Annotated in this window: 15 protein-coding genes; 11 read left to right on the forward strand and 4 right to left on the reverse strand. The window is 45.4% G+C overall.

Annotated features, from left to right (window positions below):
* Positions 1–5 precede the first annotated feature (5 nt).
* The 4 genes from KCTCHS21_RS31450 to KCTCHS21_RS01445 all read left to right on the forward strand — a co-directional run bounded on the left by KCTCHS21_RS31450 (position 6) and on the right by KCTCHS21_RS01445 (position 6,601).
* The gene (locus KCTCHS21_RS31450) at positions 6–1,247 is read left to right on the forward strand and encodes an ATP-binding protein (protein ID WP_179952654.1); all 1,242 of its coding nucleotides are present in this window, start codon (positions 6–8) and stop codon (positions 1,245–1,247) included.
* A gap of 139 nt (positions 1,248–1,386) precedes the next feature.
* On the forward strand, positions 1,387–2,937 hold the full coding sequence (locus KCTCHS21_RS01435; RefSeq protein WP_130604797.1) for an ABC-F family ATP-binding cassette domain-containing protein: 1,551 nt from the start codon (positions 1,387–1,389) through the stop codon (positions 2,935–2,937).
* Between the two features lie 298 nt (positions 2,938–3,235).
* Complete coding sequence (locus KCTCHS21_RS01440) at positions 3,236–4,867, forward strand: hypothetical protein (protein WP_130604798.1); 1,632 nt, start codon at positions 3,236–3,238, stop codon at positions 4,865–4,867.
* A gap of 156 nt (positions 4,868–5,023) precedes the next feature.
* Positions 5,024–6,601, forward strand: coding sequence for an ankyrin repeat domain-containing protein (locus KCTCHS21_RS01445; protein ID WP_130604799.1), 1,578 nt, complete (start codon positions 5,024–5,026; stop codon positions 6,599–6,601).
* A 148-nt stretch (positions 6,602–6,749) separates the two neighbouring features.
* Here the strand turns inward: KCTCHS21_RS01445 and KCTCHS21_RS01450 are convergent, their stop codons facing one another.
* Complete coding sequence (locus KCTCHS21_RS01450) at positions 6,750–7,808, reverse strand: 2,3-butanediol dehydrogenase (protein ID WP_130604800.1); 1,059 nt, start codon at positions 7,806–7,808, stop codon at positions 6,750–6,752.
* Between the two features lie 292 nt (positions 7,809–8,100).
* On the opposite strand from KCTCHS21_RS01450, the gene KCTCHS21_RS01455 reads away from it, so the two are divergent.
* From KCTCHS21_RS01455 to KCTCHS21_RS01470, 4 genes are all read left to right on the forward strand, one after another.
* The gene (locus tag KCTCHS21_RS01455) at positions 8,101–9,132 is read left to right on the forward strand and encodes a LacI family DNA-binding transcriptional regulator (protein WP_130616293.1); all 1,032 of its coding nucleotides are present in this window, start codon (positions 8,101–8,103) and stop codon (positions 9,130–9,132) included.
* A 258-nt stretch (positions 9,133–9,390) separates the two neighbouring features.
* Positions 9,391–12,396 carry an S-layer homology domain-containing protein gene (locus KCTCHS21_RS01460; RefSeq protein WP_130604801.1) on the forward strand — a complete coding sequence of 1,002 codons (3,006 nt, stop codon included), beginning with the start codon at positions 9,391–9,393 and terminating at the stop codon, positions 12,394–12,396.
* A 172-nt stretch (positions 12,397–12,568) separates the two neighbouring features.
* Entirely contained in the window at positions 12,569–14,617 is a 2,049-nt protein-coding gene (locus KCTCHS21_RS31880) for a LuxR C-terminal-related transcriptional regulator (protein WP_269472738.1), read from the forward strand.
* Positions 14,618–14,714: 97 nt separating this feature from the next.
* Positions 14,715–15,401 (forward strand): stalk domain-containing protein, encoded by a 687-nt coding sequence (locus tag KCTCHS21_RS01470; RefSeq protein ID WP_130604802.1) that lies wholly within the window; start codon positions 14,715–14,717, stop codon positions 15,399–15,401.
* Positions 15,402–15,479: 78 nt separating this feature from the next.
* On the opposite strand, the gene KCTCHS21_RS01475 is transcribed toward KCTCHS21_RS01470, so the two are convergent.
* From KCTCHS21_RS01475 to KCTCHS21_RS01485, 3 genes are read right to left on the reverse strand one after another with little or no spacing between them, the layout of a single operon-like run.
* Positions 15,480–16,283, reverse strand: coding sequence for an ABC transporter permease (locus KCTCHS21_RS01475; RefSeq protein ID WP_130604803.1), 804 nt, complete (start codon positions 16,281–16,283; stop codon positions 15,480–15,482).
* Position 16,284: 1 nt separating this feature from the next.
* Complete coding sequence (locus KCTCHS21_RS01480) at positions 16,285–17,094, reverse strand: ABC transporter permease (RefSeq protein WP_130604804.1); 810 nt, start codon at positions 17,092–17,094, stop codon at positions 16,285–16,287.
* Positions 17,091–18,113: an ABC transporter ATP-binding protein gene (locus KCTCHS21_RS01485; RefSeq protein WP_130604805.1), complete on the reverse strand. Its 1,023-nt coding sequence runs from the start codon at positions 18,111–18,113 to the stop codon at positions 17,091–17,093. The genes KCTCHS21_RS01480 and KCTCHS21_RS01485 overlap by 4 nt, the downstream gene beginning before the upstream one ends.
* Before the next feature lie 256 nt (positions 18,114–18,369).
* Here KCTCHS21_RS01485 and KCTCHS21_RS01490 point away from each other — a divergent pair, with 256 nt between their 5' ends.
* From KCTCHS21_RS01490 to KCTCHS21_RS01500, 3 genes are all read left to right on the forward strand, one after another.
* Positions 18,370–19,326, forward strand: coding sequence for a hypothetical protein (locus KCTCHS21_RS01490; protein WP_130604806.1), 957 nt, complete (start codon positions 18,370–18,372; stop codon positions 19,324–19,326).
* Positions 19,327–19,410: 84 nt separating this feature from the next.
* Positions 19,411–19,977 carry a sigma-70 family RNA polymerase sigma factor gene (locus KCTCHS21_RS01495; RefSeq protein WP_157993913.1) on the forward strand — a complete coding sequence of 189 codons (567 nt, stop codon included), beginning with the start codon at positions 19,411–19,413 and terminating at the stop codon, positions 19,975–19,977.
* Positions 19,949–20,731 carry a hypothetical protein gene (locus tag KCTCHS21_RS01500; RefSeq protein WP_130604808.1) on the forward strand — a complete coding sequence of 261 codons (783 nt, stop codon included), beginning with the start codon at positions 19,949–19,951 and terminating at the stop codon, positions 20,729–20,731. Before KCTCHS21_RS01495 ends, KCTCHS21_RS01500 begins: the two co-directional genes overlap by 29 nt.
* Positions 20,732–20,810 lie beyond the last annotated feature (79 nt).

Genomic DNA, 20,810 nt, shown 5'->3' on the forward strand with positions numbered 1-20,810 from the left:
TTATTGTGAATCGTTTGAACTGGTTAAAAAGTATAACGGAGCGGCTACCGGACGAAGCAGAAGGCTGGTACTGGCTAGGAATCGAATATTTGGAGCGGCAGGAATCTGTTCAAGCGGTGCTTGCTTTTACAGAAGGGTTGAAGGTTTCATCCGAGGATCAAAAGCCAAATCTTTTGGAGAAGCTGGTAATTGCGGCTCAGCCTACTCAACCGCCTCAAGCGACCCAACCGACCCAACCGACCCAACCGACCCAATCAGCTCAGCCGGCTCAAGTTCAGTCCGAGCCTGTGCGCGAAACCATTCAGTCAAATGAAAAGCATCGTCCTTTTCAAGTCATTTCCGGGAAAAAAAGCGATTCTAACTCGGATAGCAAGGATTCCGAACGGGATGTTATTAATTTTGACAGTGTAGCCGGACTAACAGAGCTTAAAAAAACGATTCGAATGAAAATCATAAGTCCGTTCCAAAACGTCGGCCTATTTTCCAAGTTCAAGAAGAAAGCGGGCGGAGGAGTCCTACTGTACGGGCCCCCAGGCTGCGGCAAAACGTTTATGGCAAAAGCAACGGCAGGAGAGTGCCGCGCGAAATTTATACCTATACATATTACGGATATTTTCGATCCTTATATAGGCGTAAGTGAAAGAAACCTGCATGACCTGTTCGCTAAAGCGCGTTCCCAAAAGCCGAGCATTCTGTTCATCGACGAGCTGGATGCGATTGGATTTGATCGGGCAAAGTCATCTTCCAATTTCCGTGGGGTAGTCGACACGTTTCTCTCCGAGATGGAAGGGATCGACACTTCGACTGATCAAGTGCTTATTATTGGCGCAACGAATATGCCCTGGGACGTGGATAATGCGTTAAAGCGACCGGGACGCTTTGATCGCTTGGTTTTTGTAGCTCCGCCTGACGAAGATGCGCGGGAAAGCATATACCGGCTTAAGCTCCAAGATCGATTGGCCGAAGGCGTCAATTACGCTGCTCTAGCGAAGAATAGCGAGTTTTTCTCTGGGGCGGACATTGAGCACGTGTGCGAGAGAGCGGTTGAGAGGGTGCTGGAGGAAATTCTCGACACAGGCGTGGAACGTCCGGTCCAGATGGCTGATTTAGAGTACGCTCTCGGAAGTATGACTGCATCTACTCTAGAATGGCTAAAAACCGCAAAAAATTACGTTCGATACGCAAATCAGAGCGGTGTTTATAATGATATTGAAGATTATTTAAGGGTATATGGGAAAAGACTTTAGAAGCGACTGAATCCAGAGTGTGGCGAGATAACCGCTATTGCTCTGGTTTTTTATATTTGAAGTTGTGATACAATGATTCGGGTAATCGAGAGATTTGCAAGTAATAATTAAGGTTCATAATGAATGGAGATATAGAAAAATGAGTTTGTTGACAGTTGAGAGCTTATCGCACTCGTTTGGCGATCGGGTATTGTTTAAAAATGTGTCCTTCCGTTTGCTTGCGGGGGAGCATGTCGGGTTGGTTGGTGCGAATGGCACAGGAAAATCGACACTTATGAATATTTTGACAGGAAAGCAGTTGAAGGACGAAGGTAAGGTGGAATGGACGCCGCATATTCGTTACGGTTACTTGGACCAGCATACGAAGCTTGAAGCAGGTAAAACCATTCGTGATGTTTTGAGAGATGCGTTTCTACCTTTACTCGTATTAGAAGAAGAGCTTAACGATGTTGCTGTGCAGATGGGCGATGCCGATCCGGATACGCTGGAGCAGTTATTGGTCCGTATGGGAGAGATTCAAGAGGAGCTTGAAATTGGTGACTTCTATTTAATCGACGTGAAGGTTGATGAAATGGCAAATGGTTTAGGTCTGAATGCGATTGGGCTTGACCGAGATGTTACGGCGCTTAGCGGTGGACAGCGGACGAAGGTTCTGCTTGCCAAGCTGTTGCTAGAGAAACCGGGCGTTTTATTGCTGGATGAGCCGACGAACTATTTGGATGAAGAGCATATTAATTGGCTGACGAACTATTTGAAGAATTATCCCTACGCGTTCGTTCTTATTTCTCATGAAACAAGCTTTATGAACCAGATCGTTGATGTTATTTATCACCTTGAATTTACGAAGATGACGCGATATTCGGCCAATTACGAGAAGTTTCTGGAGATGGCTGATCTGAACAAAACGCAGCATATCGACGCCTACGAGAAGCAAAAGGAATATATTAAAAAGCAAGAAGAATTCATTAATAAAAATAAGGCGCGTGCTTCTACCTCGGGACGAGCGAAGAGCCGCGAGAAGCAGCTCGACAAAATCGATCGCATCGACAAGCCGGAGGAATCGGCAAAGCCGACCTTTAACTTTAAAGAATCTAGGCCGAGCGGTAAGACTGTATTTGAAACAGATGGAATGGTGATCGGCTATAGTAAGCCGCTTCTACCCAAGATGAACATGGTCGTTGAGCGAGGCGATAAAATAGCGATCGCAGGCTGCAACGGTGTCGGTAAATCAACTCTCCTGAAGACGATTCTAGGCGTTATTCCTCCGCTCGAAGGCAAGACGTATCAGGGCGATTATTTATCTCCCGCTTATTTTGAGCAGGAGGCTAAGGCTCCAACGATGACTCCGCTAGAAGACGTATGGGATGAGTTTTCCTTTATGAAACAGCATGAGGTACGTGCAGCGCTTGCTCGCTGCGGTCTAAAGAATGAGCATATTACGCGCCCTCTCAATCAGCTCAGCGGTGGAGAGCAAGCGAAGGTTCGTCTTTGCAAGCTGATGATGCAAGAAAGCAATTGGATTCTGCTTGATGAGCCGACGAACCATTTGGACGTCGTCGCCAAAGCCGAGCTGAAGCGAGCGCTACAAGCCTACAAGGGTACGGTTGTTCTCGTCTCTCACGAGCCTGATTTTTATGAGGATTGGGTAACAAAAACGTGGGATGTAGAAGCCTGGTCTATGCGGGGCTAGAGGGCAAGGAGTAAATCCGCGCCGAATGCGGGTTTTGAGGGCTGTGACAGGTTGCCGATGGGCAGGTTGTTGCAGCCCTCTTTGGCGTTCTGTTCTTGTTCGACAGCTAGCAAACAAGAAACACGGTGAAAGTTAGTCGTAAACCCAGAATATTGACAGATATAGGTATTAGTTGTAGATTTATGGCGATACATAACTCAATAAACTAGAGTTCTGCAAAGGGGAGTAGCTGAGGAGCTGCGGCAGAGCTTGAGGGGACGAAGTCAAGTTAAGTTAGCCAATGATTAGGGGCGATAAAATGGGCACTACCTTTGCTAACCTGCAGGTACGAGAATGTTCAACCGATGAAATCGAGAAAGCATTACCCGGTAGCAGGGCAACTCAGTTATCGGATTATTGGACTACCGTCGTAAGTGAGCAATTTCAGGTCGGCACTCTTGAGAAAATGGCGAAAAAACTATCGAAAGAGATCAACCGAAGCGTTCTATCCATCGAATATTTCGACGATGATGTGCTAAGGATTGCGGTCTACAGAAACGGAAAAGTTATTGACAGCCATATTAATGAAAATGGATATGGATTGCCTAAGAAATCCGGCAAGCCTAAACTGTTTATCGAAGAACTTGGATTCGATTCGGTCGAGGTTAAGTATCTTAAAGAGATATTCGCTTGCGAGGATTTAGGTAAAAAGTTGCAATTACTTCAATATTTCCTGGGGGTTACGCTCTGGATCGATCATCGAATGATTTCCGAGGTTAAGGAAACCGATTTTCGATGTGAACGAAATCTCTCCTTAATAGATGAATATATCGCCGAGACTAACAAGAGAAGCCGTATTAAGAATCAAACGAAAGCAACACTGTTGACAGAATTCGAGGGTGCATTAATTCGATCCTTAGGCGACAATAAATACTTAATTGGCATACCTCCATATGATAGGAGCAGCGGGGCCTATAAGGAAGAAAGTATCTATACCTATCTTCCGAACTGCACGCTAGAGTATAACTTTGATATAAGCTCATTCCAATATAACAGTCATACAGGCAATTTAAGTGCATCCGACGGCTATCTCTTGTTTTTCTGCTTTATTCGGTCAAAATATTATGTGTTCGATTATGAAGGAAACAGGATTTCCGAGACGCCCTTGAATGGCGCAAGGTTGCATCCAGTTCATCTACTTGAGAATGGAGCTTTTCTTGCATTTAATAATGCGTGGAATAAGCTCAGGGCATATGAACCAGGCTTGAGTAAAAGGTGGGAGATTTATTGCACGACTTTTCTCTGTAGTCGAAATCAATCCTTTTATGTGAGCAAAAGTACTGAAGGACAGTCACCCGAATTCTTTAAAATAAATAGTAATGGAGAGATCGAAGCAATCTTCAAGTTGGAAAATAACGTTCCAAGCGGAACAATCATATTTGATGAAATCGGAAGGAGCTTTTATTTTTCAACAGTTTTTTCCCCCGGAGTCATTCGTACTAGGGTAATATATTTGACCGAAAATTTTGAGCGGGTAGCGGAAATCGAGTTGGAAGGCTGGATTACTTCTTCGGCAGTAGATACTAAAAATCAAAAGTTGTTTCTGCATCTCTCTGAGAGGGAACTTGTAGTAATAGATACTGCATCCTTTCACATTGTGGCGAGAAAGAAGCAGGAAGCAGAATTAACTTTATTAACTGTAGATTCTTTAGGGAGAGTCGTGATTCAATTTGGATTAAGCAGCATCGCGATCATGGATAGTAAGTTAAACGATATTTCACGCCATCGGCTAAAAGGAGACATCGTAAGCTATATGATAAATGAAACAGGCACACTCTCTATCCTTACATCGACTCTTGGTGCACACGAAGAAGGAGGGGGAGCAAGCAAGATGATGATAAGATTATATGAAATCCGAGATATGGGCGATTACAGGGCTCAGAGAACTTGAAAGCAGCCAACGAGCCCAAGAGAACGAAAAATTCGTTTGCGGTGGCATTGGGCAAAAGGAAATTGCACAGGACATAAGCTGGAGGCGTCCCTTATAATTGAATGAGAACTCGGTGAATGTATGCCGGAAGCATGGATTTGGGGAGGTCGGTAGGTCATGTCGTCGGAACGGAAATGGATTTCTTGGATCGGAACCGCTTTGTTGGCGATTGTGGTGGTGACGGGAGGAAGCGGTATATCCACCGCAGCTGGGAAAACGCAATCCCCAATCAATGTCATTGTAGACGGGGAGAAAACGAGTTGGCCGGTTAAGCCTTATCTGGAAAAAGGGGGCATCATGCTTCCTTACGCTACTTTGTTTCAAGCGTTGAAGTTAGACGCGAGACTAGATCGCAAAACTCTCGTCGTACGCCGGGCCAATACGGTATACAAGATCGAAATCGGTAGCACGAAACTATTGATCGGCAATCGACAAGTACGGTTGACAGCGGCACCGGTCATCGTGAACGGGCGAGCCTACGTACCGGAACGTTTTGTGGAGTTAGTATTGGATAAAGAAGTTACCTATGACGCAAAGCTTAACCAGGTGACGATCGGGTTAACGGAGAAAGCTAGGCTGGAGCTTCAAAAAATGTTGTTCAAAGCGGCCAGTCTAGGTGATGCGGCGACGATCGAAAAGATCGTAAAGCAAGGTGCTGATCCTAACGGCAAGTTGAAGCAGATTTATTTGGACAACACGGCACTTGTGTACGCGGTTAATAATAACCGGACTGAAGCGGTACGGGCTTTGATCAAGAGTGGAGCCAAGTTGATTGAGTCGGAGCGCTATCTTGGAGCGATGGCTATTTCGCTTCAGAATGCCGAAATGCTTGGTCTTCTGCTTGACGCTGGACTTGATCCGAACTATCACGAACGAGACAGTACGTTATTGGAGCTGGCGTCTACGATATCAGGTACCGTATTGGAAATATCGGAAGTGACCCAAGGACCTTCTCCCGCCGTCGTAGAGATGTTGCTGAAGCATGGGGCCGATCCGGGACTGGACGATTCTTTGGCCCGCGCAATTAGTTCACAAAACTATTCAATTATGCAGCTGTTGCTCCGTGCAGGAGCGAAGACGGACAAGCAGGACCGGTTTGGACGGCTTCCGTATGATATTGCCGCGAGCTATAACTTACAGCGCTGGATGAGCATTCAGGACGTGCAGCCAAAGATCCCAACTTTCGCTATGGAGAACGATCAAGGCATCTCAATCGATAGCGGAGTCGTTTCTTTCCGATCCCTGAGCGCGCCGTCTGCCAGAAGTTATTACACGAACTGGTTGTTAGGGACGATTTACGCGGATGTGCCAGACGGAAGCTATCAAGTGACCGAGCATCATAAGTTTGGCCAGTCGACAGTTTTTCCAAGCTCGATGACGTTTACGGTTAAGGACGGAGTTATCAGTCCCTCCATTCTTCGGCTTCCGACGCCAAACGTAGCCGGTAAAATTGTAGCCGGTCCATTCGGGAAGGCGACCGGAGGTCTTCTGGAGCTGACGAACGAGCAAGCTTCTTTTCGCATCTTAATCGAAGTGGATAGGGATCATTTCAAGCTTAGCATCCCGCCAGGACAGTATAAGCTGGCGCAATACACGAACAGCGACGGCAGAGTTTATCCCTTGAACCAAGCGATCACCATAGAGAATAAAGAAGGCGTACAGGATTTGATTGTTCAGATCGACGAAAATCTCTAGAACGAATGCGGTTAGTCCTTGGGGCTGACCGTTTTTTTACTTCCGAGGGTTATAACTCGATAACTGAACATTGCAAATCAGATGTAAAAGTCGGGAATCCTCTTTAATAGGGATGCCCGACTTTTGTTGTATCGATACAATGCAATTTCTAGGTGTGGCTACCTGGGGAGACAATAATCTTGATCTGGTTCTTTTCCTTAATTAGTGCTTCGAACCCTTCCTCGACAATGTCACCGAGACCAATACGCTTGGTAACCAGCTTCTCTGCTGGGAAGTAGCCTTGCTGCATCAGCTTGATGACCGCCGGGAAAACATTGCGGTAGCCGATAATGCCCGCAATATTGCGCTCCTTCAACACAAGCTGGTTCGGATGGATCGTCGCCTGGCGCTCGAAAATGCTGACAATCATTATTTGTCCGCTGATTTTCGTTGCTTCGATGGCCTGATTCAACACTGCGGGCACACCAGTAACTTCGTAGCACACATCCGCACCTCCATCGGTCAATCGCTGAATCTCGGCGACGACGTCTGTTTCTGCGGGATTGAGAACCACTGCACCAAGCTCGGCGGCTTTGTTCCGGCGTTCGGCGGATAGTTCCACGGCATAAATCTCGGAGGCTCCGGATGCCTTCAGCGCTTCGATCAGTAGCAGACCGATTGGCCCGGTTCCGAATACGACGGCACGATCACCAACCTTGAATTGGCTGGAACGTACCGCGTACAGAACGACTGCGGAAGGCTCTACCAACGCACCCTGCTCATAGGAGAGGCTGTCCGGAATTTTGTGGACCATGTGTTCGTCCGCGGCCACATATTCGGAGAAGCCGCCACCCCCTCCGGCTAGACCGAGGAAGCCCATTTTATCACATAAATTATATTTGCCCTGCTTGCAAGCTGCGCACGTGCCGCATGAGAAGATCGGTTCGACGACGACTCGGTCGTTAATCTGGAATCGCGTAACGCCTTCTCCAACCTCCACGATTTGTCCTGAAAATTCGTGGCCCATAACGATAGGGGCTTGCTCTTTCGTGAGTGGATGGGGGGCTCCCTCCGGTATGAATATTGGCCCGGCTGCGTATTCGTGCAGATCACTGCCACATATGCCGCAGGCTTCGACTTTGATTTTGACTTGACCCCGCTTTGGGGCAGGGGCTTCAATCGTCTCCAGGCGTAAATCCTTCAGACCATGCCATCTTAACGCTTGCATATCGGTCATCTCCCTAATTAGAACTATAGAATGAAAAAATTATTTTCCGGAATAATAGGAAACGTTTCCGGAAACTATCATGTCACGAATTTTACATGCTGTCAATCGCATTTTAAGTCCTGTATTCTCGGAATTTTGAGTGAAATGGCGGATTGCTCGATTATGTTACAGTTTGCTTAGAAATCTGCTAAACCTGCGATCGAGCATGCTGGAGCTATGATATAATAGGTGTAGAGATCGTGCATGAAAGAGGTTTAGGAAACGATTCCGATTTTGAAGGGAACAACGAATGATGAAGAGGGCCAAAAAGGCGACGATTGAGGATGTGGCAAGGGAAGCGGGAGTCGGAATTGCTACCGTCTCCCGTGCACTTAATAATAGTGAAGGCATTAGTACCAAGACCCGGGAAAAAATCATGCGCGTCATTGAGGAAATGGGCTTTACGCCCAACACATCCGCGCAGAGTCTGAAGATTCGCCAAACCCGCCAGATCGCACTGGCCGTCCCGGATATTCGCAATGCAATCATTCCGGATATTGCGTGGTCCGTCGAGCAAGCAGCTAAGCAGCATGGCTATCGCGTGGTGCAGATCAATACGCTTGGCAATGCGATGCAGGAGTTGGAGACGCTGCGTGAGCTGAAGAAGCTGCATGTGGACGGGCTAGTCATCATGCCTCTGGCCTACCCTAAGCAGCTTGAGGGATTGGTTAATCAGGCAGGTATTCCGGTGTCCATTATCAATTATGGCAAGCGGCTGAGCGAAGATATTAAAGCCGATATCGTAGGTATGGCGCGTCAGGAAGGCAGACTGGTCATGGAACATTTGCTGCAGATCGGACGAACCCGGATTGCCTACGCAGGCGCGCCCAAAGACAAGATTGAGGAACGCTATTTTGCTTATGAGCAGTCTTTGGAGCATGTGGACCCGTCGTTGGTCTACTTTGGCGAGGACTTTTCTTTCGAGACAGGCAGGCAAGCGGCTAACTATTTCTATAGTCTGAAGCGGATGCCGGATGCCATTTATGCGGTCAACGACATGGTGGCGATTGGGTTAGTCAATCGTATGAAGGAGCTCGGTGTACGGGTTCCCGAGGACATTGCGGTTGTAGGTATTGATAATAACTTATGGGCTACAGTAACCACACCGCAGATTACATCCGTCTCTATCATGGGTAGCGAGGTTGGACGACTGGCTGCGGAATTGCTGCTCAAGCGGATTCAATATCCAGGCTCCAGCGATTACGAGCGTGTGGAGTTCGAGCCGCGGCTCATCGTTCGGGAGTCTAGCGTCTCCATGAATTCAAATAGCAAGCATGGCAATTAAGAAAGGGCATATTGGTTCGCCATCGACTGGTAAACACGATCAATTGATTGCCGGTATACTAATGAAATTCGATCTATAAGCGTCGAGGAATTCAGGGCTGTAATAGGTTGCCGGAAGGCAAGCTGTTGTGGCCCTTTTTGACGTTCTTGTTCGATTTCTACATCTTTAGGAGAATATAGGTCTTTTTATGGGTGTGATATCATTGGGGCAACTAATTCATTGGGGGGTGTTATTATTTTTAGAAGAGGCTATAAATCATTGATCTGGTTATCCATTTTTCTGATGCTGCTAAGTATAATTTCTCCATATCTTGCCACTGCTGCTGAGAGCGATAACAAGGGAGTGGGGCAAGCTTCAGCCTTCAGAGATATTCAATCTCATTGGGCGCGCAAAGATATTATTGAGCTTTCCGCAGCGAACATCGTGGCGGGTTTCAAGGACGGATCGTTTCAGCCCAATGGCAATGTAACACGGGAGCAGTTTCTGAAGATGCTCGTAGAGCTAAGGAAGCTTCCGCTAAGCTCCAGCGATGTTCCGTTCAAAGACGTTGAACAGGGGCGCTGGTCTGCACCCTATATAGCTGCAGGATTAATGAACGGCGTATTGCTTCCCGCCGATTTTCCAGACGGTTTTAAGCCGAGCCAGCCCATTACGCGTTACGAAATGGCGGTATGGATTGTAAGAGCGCTACAGCTTCCACCCCCAAAGGAAGAGAAATTACTTGGAAAAGTGAAGGATCAGGCGGATATTAAGAACAATCGTGACTTGATCGAAGCAGCGTTAGGAACGGGTATTATTCGAGGGAATCCAGATGGCTCGTTCAAAGGCGGAAATAATTCTACTAGAGCGGAAGCAGCGGTTATGTTAGTGCGAGCGCTTCATTATTCACCTGGGCAATTGCCGACTACGGAGTCAGAAGCGACCCGTAAAATTGTCGAATACAAACCTGAGGTGAAGCAAAGCAAAAGTACGATTTATTCGAAAAGAGATGACGTTACGTGGGTCATTAACGACCCGAATTTGAAATTAGATGTTGGCGATGTGTTCGTCATGCCTCCGAATGATAAATATTATGGCGGGATTGCGAAAAAAGTGGAATCCGTTACTAAGGAGAACGGTGTTCTTGTTGTGAAAACATCCGTTCCGAAGCTTAGAGAAGTTTTTTCCAAGCTCGACGTGCATACGACAGAGGCCATAACTTCTAAGATGCTCGTCCCAGCTAACTCATCTATCCAAATTACGACGAATGATGTAGCCATACAGAGTACAGCCGTAACCTTGCCATGCAGGAATATTGCTTTGAATAATGTAAATTACGAAGGGATTGTTCTCGATGCTCGGATGAATTTCTGTAACTTAGGGGTAATTGCAGATATTGGTCTTGATGTTGATATTGGTTGGTTTGATTTCGATTTGGATTTCTATTCAAAACTTGTACTTACTGGAGATATAACAACTAATGTGACAGTGAAAGCCGATACAGGAAAAGGGGCATTAACTAAGCCCAAGTTTATTCCGTTGACAGCTCCATTTTATGTGCCCGTCTTTACTGGCGTATTCATAAAAGGACAACTGAATCTGAGAATCGATCCTAATTTTAAAGCTTCAGTAGTCATTAAATTTGAGGATCGATTCCATCTTGAAGAAGGCTTCAGCTATTCGCTTAGTAATGGCTTCCGAGCAATTGATAAAACAACGAACACAGCCACGTTAGATGTGAACTCAAAGGCTGATGCCAGTATTGCTGCTGGTCCGGATTTTCAATTGACGCTGACTTTATTAGACATTGCATATGCTGGTATTGAGCTTTATCCCGGGATTCAGGCAGGCTATAATCGGCATTATGAACAGGGGCGATGTGATTCTATCAACGTTGACGCTTTTCTCAAATTGGATGTGATCGCAGGTTATGACGTATGGGTAGCAAAAGATAAAATCTCGAAAAATTTGCTCAACTTGAAATATCCGCTGTATCAGCTAGAAACTAATTGCCCACCACCGCAATCGCCTACTAACTTGAATGCCAAGCTTATTCGTGTGATAGGTGAATTGGGTAAGTATAATGAAGTTCTATTGAACCGAACTGATGTTCAGCTAAGCTGGGCCACGGTTAACGATGCAACGAGCTATAACGTGAAGCGCGCGGATGCTCCTGGAGGACCGTTTAATACAATACGCTCCAAAATAAAAGGTACTACGTATACGGATGTAAAAGCTATCAAAGGGAATACGTACTATTACCAAGTCACAGCAGTGAATGAACATGGCGAAAGTGCATCTTCCCGTACTCTAGCGGTTACTATTGTGGAGCCGCCACCGCCATCACCTCAGAATTTAACCGCAGTAAGAGAGGGCTCAACAGTCACTCTCAACTGGAACAAAATTAGTAGCTTCATCGTGTACAACGTGAAACGATCTGAAGGTTCCAGCAAGCCCTATGAGACGATAGGTTCAAATATTGACGTTACTACATTCACAGATATAACGGCTTCTTTTCTCAAAGGATATAGCTACATCGTTACAGCGGTTGATAAAAGTGGAGAAAGCGAAGGCAGCAATATCGCATCTGTTAAAAAGGGGGAATTCACAGAAATAATCACAGTTACCCCACAAGTTCCTGTAGACCTGTTGGTCATACCTCCTGCTCCGGACAATTTTATCGCTGAGCCGCATAGTGGGAAGGTCATCCTCAGATGGAACACGGTTAGCAATGTTATAGGCTACAATGTAAAGCGCTCGAATGCATTCGACGGTAACTATGAAACAATAGTCTCCAAGGTTACCGATACGACGTTTATAGATACAACGGCTGAAAACGGCAAAACGTACTACTATAAGGTCACAGCGGTGAATAGCATGGGTAAAGAAAGCAAGGACTCCCTTATCAAAGAGGCTAAGCCGCTGGCAAGCGATCTTAAAGACATTATAATATCACCAATTAAGCCCGTAATACCGATAAACCCAATACTTGTGCGAATGCTTGCTCCAGGGAATTTCAATGCGAGTACAGACGTTGGCAGCGGGAAAGTTATCCTCAGCTGGAACTCGGTTGAAGGCGCTACAGGTTATAACGTGATGCGCTCGGGTTCTACGAATGGTACTTACCAGACGATAGGCTCACAAGTTAGCGGTACGAAGTTCACAGATACAACGGCTGCCATTGGTACAACGTATTACTATAAGGTTACGGCAGTGAATAGTAAGGGCGATGAAGGCAACGCTACTTCTGTCAAATCGGCAACACCGAGTAATGGTATAAGGTAAGTATCTATTGAATACAGAGCATGGCGAGAAGACCGCCTTGCTCTGTATTTTTGATTACATACAATGCTGTGATTCTACACCTTTCTAGAAAAAAGTAGTATAAAATAAGTTATAAATAAAGGAAAAGTATGGTTGGCTCTTCCAGATTGTATCGGAAGTGAGGTGAAGTCCTGTGTCCAGAGAAGAAAGGTACTTAAAAGTGGCTGGTGAGAGTGAAGTGACGAGGGAGCTACAAGAATTGCTTGGCAGGGAGCAAGAAATTCTAATCTTCACGAAGCAATTATCAGAAGTATCGGACATAAGACGAATTCTCAACATTTACGGGACGGGCGGCGTCGGGAAGACTACGCTGCTGCACGAGTTCCGGCGCCAATCCGAACTAGCGGAAATCCCATTCCTGCTCTTGGACTGCCGCATATTTTCCTGCACACCCGTCGACTTTTGTTTATATCTGCTCCGCTTGCTTCATTTTCCCATGCCTAGAATTGAGAACTCGCTGGACCTTGCAACCTTAAAGGAGTTATGCCGGAAAGCGATTCAGGAAACGCCAGCAAACGGGAAATGCGTTATTGCGCTGGACACGTTCGAAGAAATTGGGGAGATGGAGCATTGGCTTAGGGAAAGCTTTCTTGAGCTCATGCACCCAGAGGTGCTGATCATCCTATCAGGGCGATCCCCTCTACAGCCTTCGTGGTATGCAATGCCCGTATGGAGGCAGGTGGTTTATCGGCTACCGCTTGCGGACTTGGACTTCGCTGTCACCAAATCTTATTTAGAACGCTCAGGTATCGTTGACGAGGAAATAATCCGTCATATCTGGAGTCGAACAAGAGGGCATCCTTTGTCTTTGGCGCTGCTGGCTTCAACTACGATATCCCAGGTGGAGAATGTACCGCATGCCGCGGATAATGACGTATTGTTCGAGCATATTGTGCGTACATGGTTAAGAGAGGTACCCGATTCGGAAATGCGAGAGCTGGTGGAGTCGGCGGCCGTCGCACGCTACTTCAATCAGGAGTTGCTGAGCATCTTACTTGGAAAGCCAGTTCAGACGGAGCAATTTCAACAATTGGCTTCCTTTTCCTTTGTCCAACGAATCGATCGCGGATGGCTGCTCCATGAATTGCTTCGGGAAGCCATCGCTAACGATTTACGCCTTCGCATGCCTGAACGCTACAACCAGCTCTGGAAACGCTGTGTGTTGTATTACTCGAACAAACTGAAGCAGTCAGCGAGGAAAAAGTCTGTATCGTGGGAAAATGCCGAGTTTCTGTATTATATCGGCAATCAATTCGTTCAATTTTTATTGAAGGGTCATTGGATTTCCTATAGCGTAGAGCCGCTTAGCCAATCAAATTGGATGGAGGCAGAGCAGTACATTGAGCGTAGGCGTCTCACAGTGAAGGCTGCTCAAATTATATTCGTGAATCAAGATACTCACACGCAGGAGAGCTATCTACTAACTGAGCATGAAAGCCTCCAGGTGCTGAACCAAATCAGGTTCAAAGAATTGTACGAATTGGATACGAGCTGCCTGAAGTTGATTCGTAATGCAAAGGGAGATATTAATGGAATCATAGAGATTATTCCTATTAACGAGAGGACCATGGATTATTTGTTAACCGAGCCGCTGTCCTCTCCCTATTTTAATGCTTTATCTGAGACGGTAAGGCAAGACTTAATGGTTACCGAGAACCGAAAATCCGGATTTTTCGTTAAGACGCTCGATGTATTTGATTTTTCCGATATTGCGATGATGCATGCATCCCTAACGACGTTGATCAACCATATTCTCACGACCGGCTATATCGTTGCTGCCCCAATCAGCAATCCGATCTCGCACGCCATCTGCACAAGTTTGGGGCTTGACAAGGTAGAAGGCATCTTCCATCGAGAATATGACGGTATAACGCCTACATCTTATTATTTCCTAGACACTCGCGGGAACAAAGTGCTTAATTATGTGAATAAAATGATCGCTTCGTTCGGATTGCAAGAAGATGACGAAAAAAAGGAAAGTACCTTGGACGAATTGACTCAGCGGGAAAAAGAAGTCGTGGAACGGTTATTAATGGGTCGATCTAATCTGGAAGTCGCGATGGACCTGGTCATAAGCGAGGCTACCGTGAAAAAGCATATTTCTAACATATTCCAAAAATTAGATGTCAAAAGCCGATCACAGCTCATTCATAAAGTATCGCGCCCCTCAACCCTCCAATGATGCGAGTTTAACATGATTTCTACTACTTTCGAGTAATAGGCGTGTTCGTAGAATCATGCTAAATTTGGGAAGAATCAACCAATAGGAGGAGTTCAAAGTGAAAAAATCGATGTTGCTGCTTCTGATCTTTGTCATGGCGCTTGTCGTATTTACAACTGGGGCTTTTGCGGCAACGAAAATAACAGCAATTAAGGCTTTTTTGGACGGGGACCTTACGCTTGTGAAGGATGGTGAAGTCTGGCAGCCGGTCGATGCCAATGGAAAAATTGCTCTGCCAGTCACTTATAACGGAACGACCTATTTGCCGATACGCGCCATATCGGATGCATTCAATATCCCTATTCAATATGAAGGTAAGACGAAGACGATCCGACTTGGAGAGAGTGAAAATGTGAGTTTCTATACGTCTGGAATCAAGCCGGAGACTGCGACCTGGACGTTCCAGGATATTATTGATAAAAAGCAGCTGGTGTTCGGAGGTAAGCAATATAACGGGGCGTTCGCAATGGCAGCTAGCGATACGGAACGATATTCCTTGAGCATTGATTTGGGGAGAAAGTATGCATCGCTGCATCTGATAATTGCCGGAGACAAAGACTTGAAATTCAAGCTATATAACGACAAGCAGCAATTACTTACTCGGGAATTGACGGTGAAAGAAGGCCAAGTGACCGTTTACGATATTGATCTGCAAGGCAGCAAGGGAATCACGATTCATCCTTATGGCGCAGCGATAGGAGCTTCACCGCTGGTTTATATTTTGAAAGACAGTTACCTCAAGTGATCGAATATCGATCACAACAAGAAGGCCAGAATTCCTCGTTAGAGGATCTGGCCTTCTATTCCAATCCAATCGCTCCAGCTAGCTTCCCGTACCTTGATACCGATTCAATCCCGCATTCCAAACCCGATAAGCGATGAAGAACAGGAGCAAGCCGATGATCGGAGTGGCGTAAGGCAGCCATGATGCGAACAGCGAGCCTCCTTCCTTATCGAGGATCAGATGGGATGGATAGAAATTGACGAAGCCGTAAGGAATGATAAAAGTTAATATAACCCGCAAAAACTTACCGTAGATTGAAATCGGATAATCGGCAAAGCCCCGAATGCCGAAAATAACGATATTCACAACCGATCGGGCGCGAACAATCCAGAAGCACATCGAGCCGGTTATGACGATGAAAGAAGCTTGAACGAGCACTGCTCCGAGCAACATAAACACAAAGCTGACATAAGTGCCCAAGTCGGGATGAATATCCAGACGACTGAAGCAGAAACCGAGCATAATGATCGCAATGGCAATGTCACCGAGAAAAAAATGGCCGAAGCTACGAATGATCATATGGATAAATGGATTGATTGGCTTGACGAGCAGACTGTCGAAGGAGCCTTTATGCACATCCTCTTCGACATCATTCATTTGGAAAAAGAAAAATACAGCCGCTATAGCATATGTAAGCATATTAAGCGTGTAAAGAAGCATGACCTCATACATACTCCAACCGTTTATCGTCTGAAACCGGCTCATTAACGCCCAAATGACCGTATAGCTGACGATATGAGTGAGCGCAAAGCCGACAAAATCCATATAAAAGCCAAAGCCGTGCTCGGTTTTACTTTTGAAATAAATCGGGATAAATCGCGCATAAAGCTTCAAGCTTCTCATATTAGCCTCCCTGAACGACAAGCCGGGTAACGGCTTTCGACCACATCCATTTTTGCAACAGTAGAAAACCAGCCATCCAGGCTAATTGCTGGACAATGATTGAAAGCAGGTCCTGCCAGCCAGTTACTTTACCCAAGAAGACAGAGATTGGTTCATAGTAAATAAGGCGGAACGGCAGAAAGTACGAGAGCTTCACTAGCGAATCAGAGAAAAACCAAATCGGAATAAAAGCTCCGGAAAATAGTCGGATCAGCCCATTCAGTACCGTATTGACCTGCCAAACAAGAATGTACCAGAAGGCGATCAGGCCGACCGTATACGTAATCAGGAAATTGAGAATCAGGCCACAGATGACAAGAATAAGGAAGGCAAGACCATTTACCAGAGAGGGTAGCTGTATGTGGAAGAATAGCATGCTGACTATAACTAAAGGAATTAATTCAAACAGCATTCGGTACAAATTCGTGCCGAAAGCCTGACAGAAAATAACGGATCGAAAGCTCATTGGCTTAATCAGATCCATCCCGATTTCGCCCGATGATACTTTGTTGCTTACTCTGAAAATGACGTCATTCGTAGCGAATACCGAGATGACCGAGCTGATCACGACATACGTTATCATTTCTTGAATGGTAACTGTGCCAGATTTCGAGATTAAACTGTCCGAATCGCCAAATAAAGCATACCAAATATACACTTGCACGAAGATTCTAAATAGTTGCCCGAACAGGAATAGTAAAACTTCGGCCCGAAAAGCAAGCAGTGATCGGAAGGCATTCAACGTCATTTCCCGATAGAGTGCGATTCTCATACGATCACTTCCTGCCGCTCGTGCTCTTCCTGGCTAAAGCCGGCATAGAGATTTCGAATAATTTCTTCGATCTCGGTTTCCTTAACCTTGAAATCACGAACAGAATAACGATCCATAATATACTTGATGACCACAGAGGAGTTAACATTTTTCTTGTCGTAGAGGAGCTGGTTTCGGGCATCTTCAGTTCGGCTGAACGTAATCCCCATGCGCAAAAGCGCATCGTCCATGATGAAGTTCTCCTCCGTATCCAGCTCCATTGTTTCCATATTACCGTAATCGCTCTTCAGCGTGTTCAGGTTGCCGTCATACATAAGCTTGCCGTGATCAACGACCATAACGCGGCTGCACAGCTTCTCAATGTCGGACATGTCATGTGTCGTCAGTATGACTGTCGTTCCTCTTTCCCGATTAATCTCGCGAATGAATTCGCGAATTCTTTCTTTTACAACGACATCGAGCCCAATTGTCGGTTCGTCGAGATACACAATTTCAGGATCATGCAGCAGTGCCGCGCAAAGGTCAGCTCGCATCCGTTGGCCGAGGCTTAGCGAACGGACGGCAACATTTTTGAATTCATCCAACCCAAGAATGTCACCGAATAGTGCCATGTTCTGAAGATAACGATCCTCCGGTATATCATACATATACTTCGTTAATCTCAATGATTCGATGACTGGCGTATCCCACCAAAGCTGGCTTTTCTGGCCGAAAACAGCCCCGATTCTCCGCGCATTCTCAATGCGGTTCTCGAAAGGCACGAGCCCATTCACACGCACAACGCCGCTGGTTGGTACGAGGATGCCGACCATCATTTTAATAGTTGTCGATTTTCCCGCCCCATTGGGCCCGATGTAACCGACAATCTCACCTTGATCGATCGAAAATGAAATGTCCTCGACCGCAACCTTCTGCTCATATTCCCTGTATACAAGACTTTTCATCAATGGCCAGAACCCGTCTTTTCGCTTCTGCCTTTTGAATTCCTTACGCAAATGCTCTACTTGAATCAGCGGCATGATTTACCTCCCTCGAATTATCCAATAAGTATAAAATGTGGATGTAAATATAGGAATGAGGTATTCTACTCTTTTTCAGTGTTATACCAATGATTTATGTCATCAAACGCCTGCGGTCATAGGAGATCCCACATGAGTAGCGATGAGGACTACCTTCGTCGTCATACTTCCACCATGTTCATGAGCATTCTTCTCAAACATAATACAGTTAACCAATACGGATGGTGGTTTTGCTGCCCTATAAGGAGGAATGGGCATGTTTGATAAAACGGTGACTCTGAAGCCTTTTGCCGATATTTCAGAGTATACTAGGGGCTACGATGTTGTCTCAGCTCAATTCGGCACCGATGGCTGCATCTATGTCTTGCTAATTAATCATATCCCAGAACGGGAGCGGGGCATGTTCATCCCCTCGGCTCTAAAGAAAGCACATACCTACAAGGTGCTAATTATAGAAGATAAATATAAGGTACTAGTCATGGAGGATAAATATATTGAGGAGTTAGTGATAGAGGATCAGCATTTTAACTATCATTATGTCCAGCCGCTTAAGAGACATCTGCTGTTGGTTGGAGCGCGCTGCTCTTATTATGGCTCAGACAAGTATGACTTGAACGCCAAAGTACTTGATTATAAAGGAAATACCGTTCGAGAGTTTCTGCTTGGAGATGGGATTCAGAGTGTTCAGGTGACGGAAAAAGGGATCATCTGGACAAGTTATTTCGACGAAGGCGTTTTCGGAAATAACGGTTGGAATAAAAAACCCATAGGTGCGCAAGGACTTCTAGCCTGGGATGAGCATGGCAACAAAATATACGAAGATCACGCGGCAAATATTGCCGATTGCTATGCGTTGAATGCAGTGAATGACGAGGAAATCTGGTTTTACTATTATACGGACTTCTTGTTGGGCTGTATCTCAGGCGGACCTCGGCAAGCTAAGGTCACGTTTATGAATCCTGAGATTTCAGGCTCATCCGGGTTTTGTACAGATGGCTATCACTTTTTGTTCGACGGGGGTTACGGGAAAAGTAGAACCTATATACTCAAAAAAAAGGAGAAACCGGGGAGCTTAACCAAAGGGCACACGATACATTTTCTAAATGAAAAATCCGAACCGCTTGTACCACGAACACAAGACTTCCGAGAAGATAGAGTGCTGTTCTGTGAAGGTAACTTGCTGTACCAGGTGTCCGTTGAAGAATTGGTCTAGTCTAATTAAAATATCCTGTTCGGTTTGCAACAAAACATCAAAAATTTGGATATATACTTACGACGGCCGTCAGGAGGTGTTTGGTTGGAAGAGAAAATACTCATTCAACAGTTAAAGCATAAATCTCAACCTGCATTGGAACACTTGATTGACCTTTATTCTGCTTATGTGAGCACAATTGTAAGAAATATAATAGGCGCTCAAATGAGGATCGAGGATATTGAGGAGGTCGTATCTGATGTATTCGTCTTGCTTTGGAATAACGCGACACAGATCCAAGAGAACGGTTCATTAAAGTCATATATTGCCGCGATCGCAAGAAATCAAGCGCTGAAAAAGTTAAGAAACCTTGACCCTCAGTTTTGTTTGCTTGAGGAGGACATATTAATTGTGAGGGACACCAATGATCCTCTTAAAGAATCTGAAAACAAACAAGAGTTGGAATGGATTTTTTCCACAATGGAGAAGCAAGATAGAGAGATTTTTCTTCGCTACTATTTTTTCTTCGAGAAGACAAAGGATATAGCTTTGCAGTTGAAAATGAACGAATCGACAGTTAGAAGCAGACTGCTTCGTGGACGAGCATTTTTGAAGCAGCGCTTAATAGAAGGAGGGTATGAATTTGAAAATAAACATATCCAAAATGGTTGAACATGCAGGAATTTATACGGATGAGATTCAAATTGAAGAGGATACAGAGGTTAACAAAAATAAAATTCGCCAGCTTGTACTGCATAAAATCAATGAACAATCTGCAGGACAAGGGAAGCATTTCTCTCGTAAGAGAAATCCCTCGGCCAGAATAGCTTCTATTATTGCCGTAATTGTAGCCCTAATGACTTCAGCTGTGGTGGTAAATGCGGCTACCGGCGGTAAATTTTTCGGAGCGATCCTATTGAATGATGAAAACAGAAATATTGCTAAAAATTCGAATTACGCCTCTATGGAGGAAGCCACTATTGGAGCTTCGATCCCGAAAAGAACAAGTCCCATTGTGACGAGCAACATTCTGAATGAAGACCAGCTCAAATCTCTTCCAGGCAACTCGGTTACTCCTATTGTGGTGAAGGAGAAGAGTGGGACATACAAGATACCAGAGGTGCTCACAAACAATGGTGATATCGTCATTTTTACTAAGGATAACGAATATGGTTGGCAGTTAAATGAAGGGGAAAAGCTGACCATACATTATGCGCTTGATTTGGAGACAAACAAGAATAGCGACAAAGCTGGAGAACGAATGGAGATTGGATTCGTTCATAATGGAGCGCTAGTTAAAGGCCAGTTCAATAAAAGCAAGGAATTTTCTTACACCATTACGGCACCAGAAGCTGGGGAGTATTACTTCTACATTGAAAATTATTCCGCAGGTTACATTATCATCTCTTCGGGATCAATTGAGTAATTATGGGGACATTCTGTATGACTATTCATATACAATCTTATGATGACAAGCAGGAGATGAAATTTTGGTTCCTTGGATC

It is taken from the genome of Cohnella abietis (assembly GCF_004295585.1).
Lineage (GTDB): Bacteria > Bacillota > Bacilli > Paenibacillales > Paenibacillaceae > Cohnella > Cohnella abietis.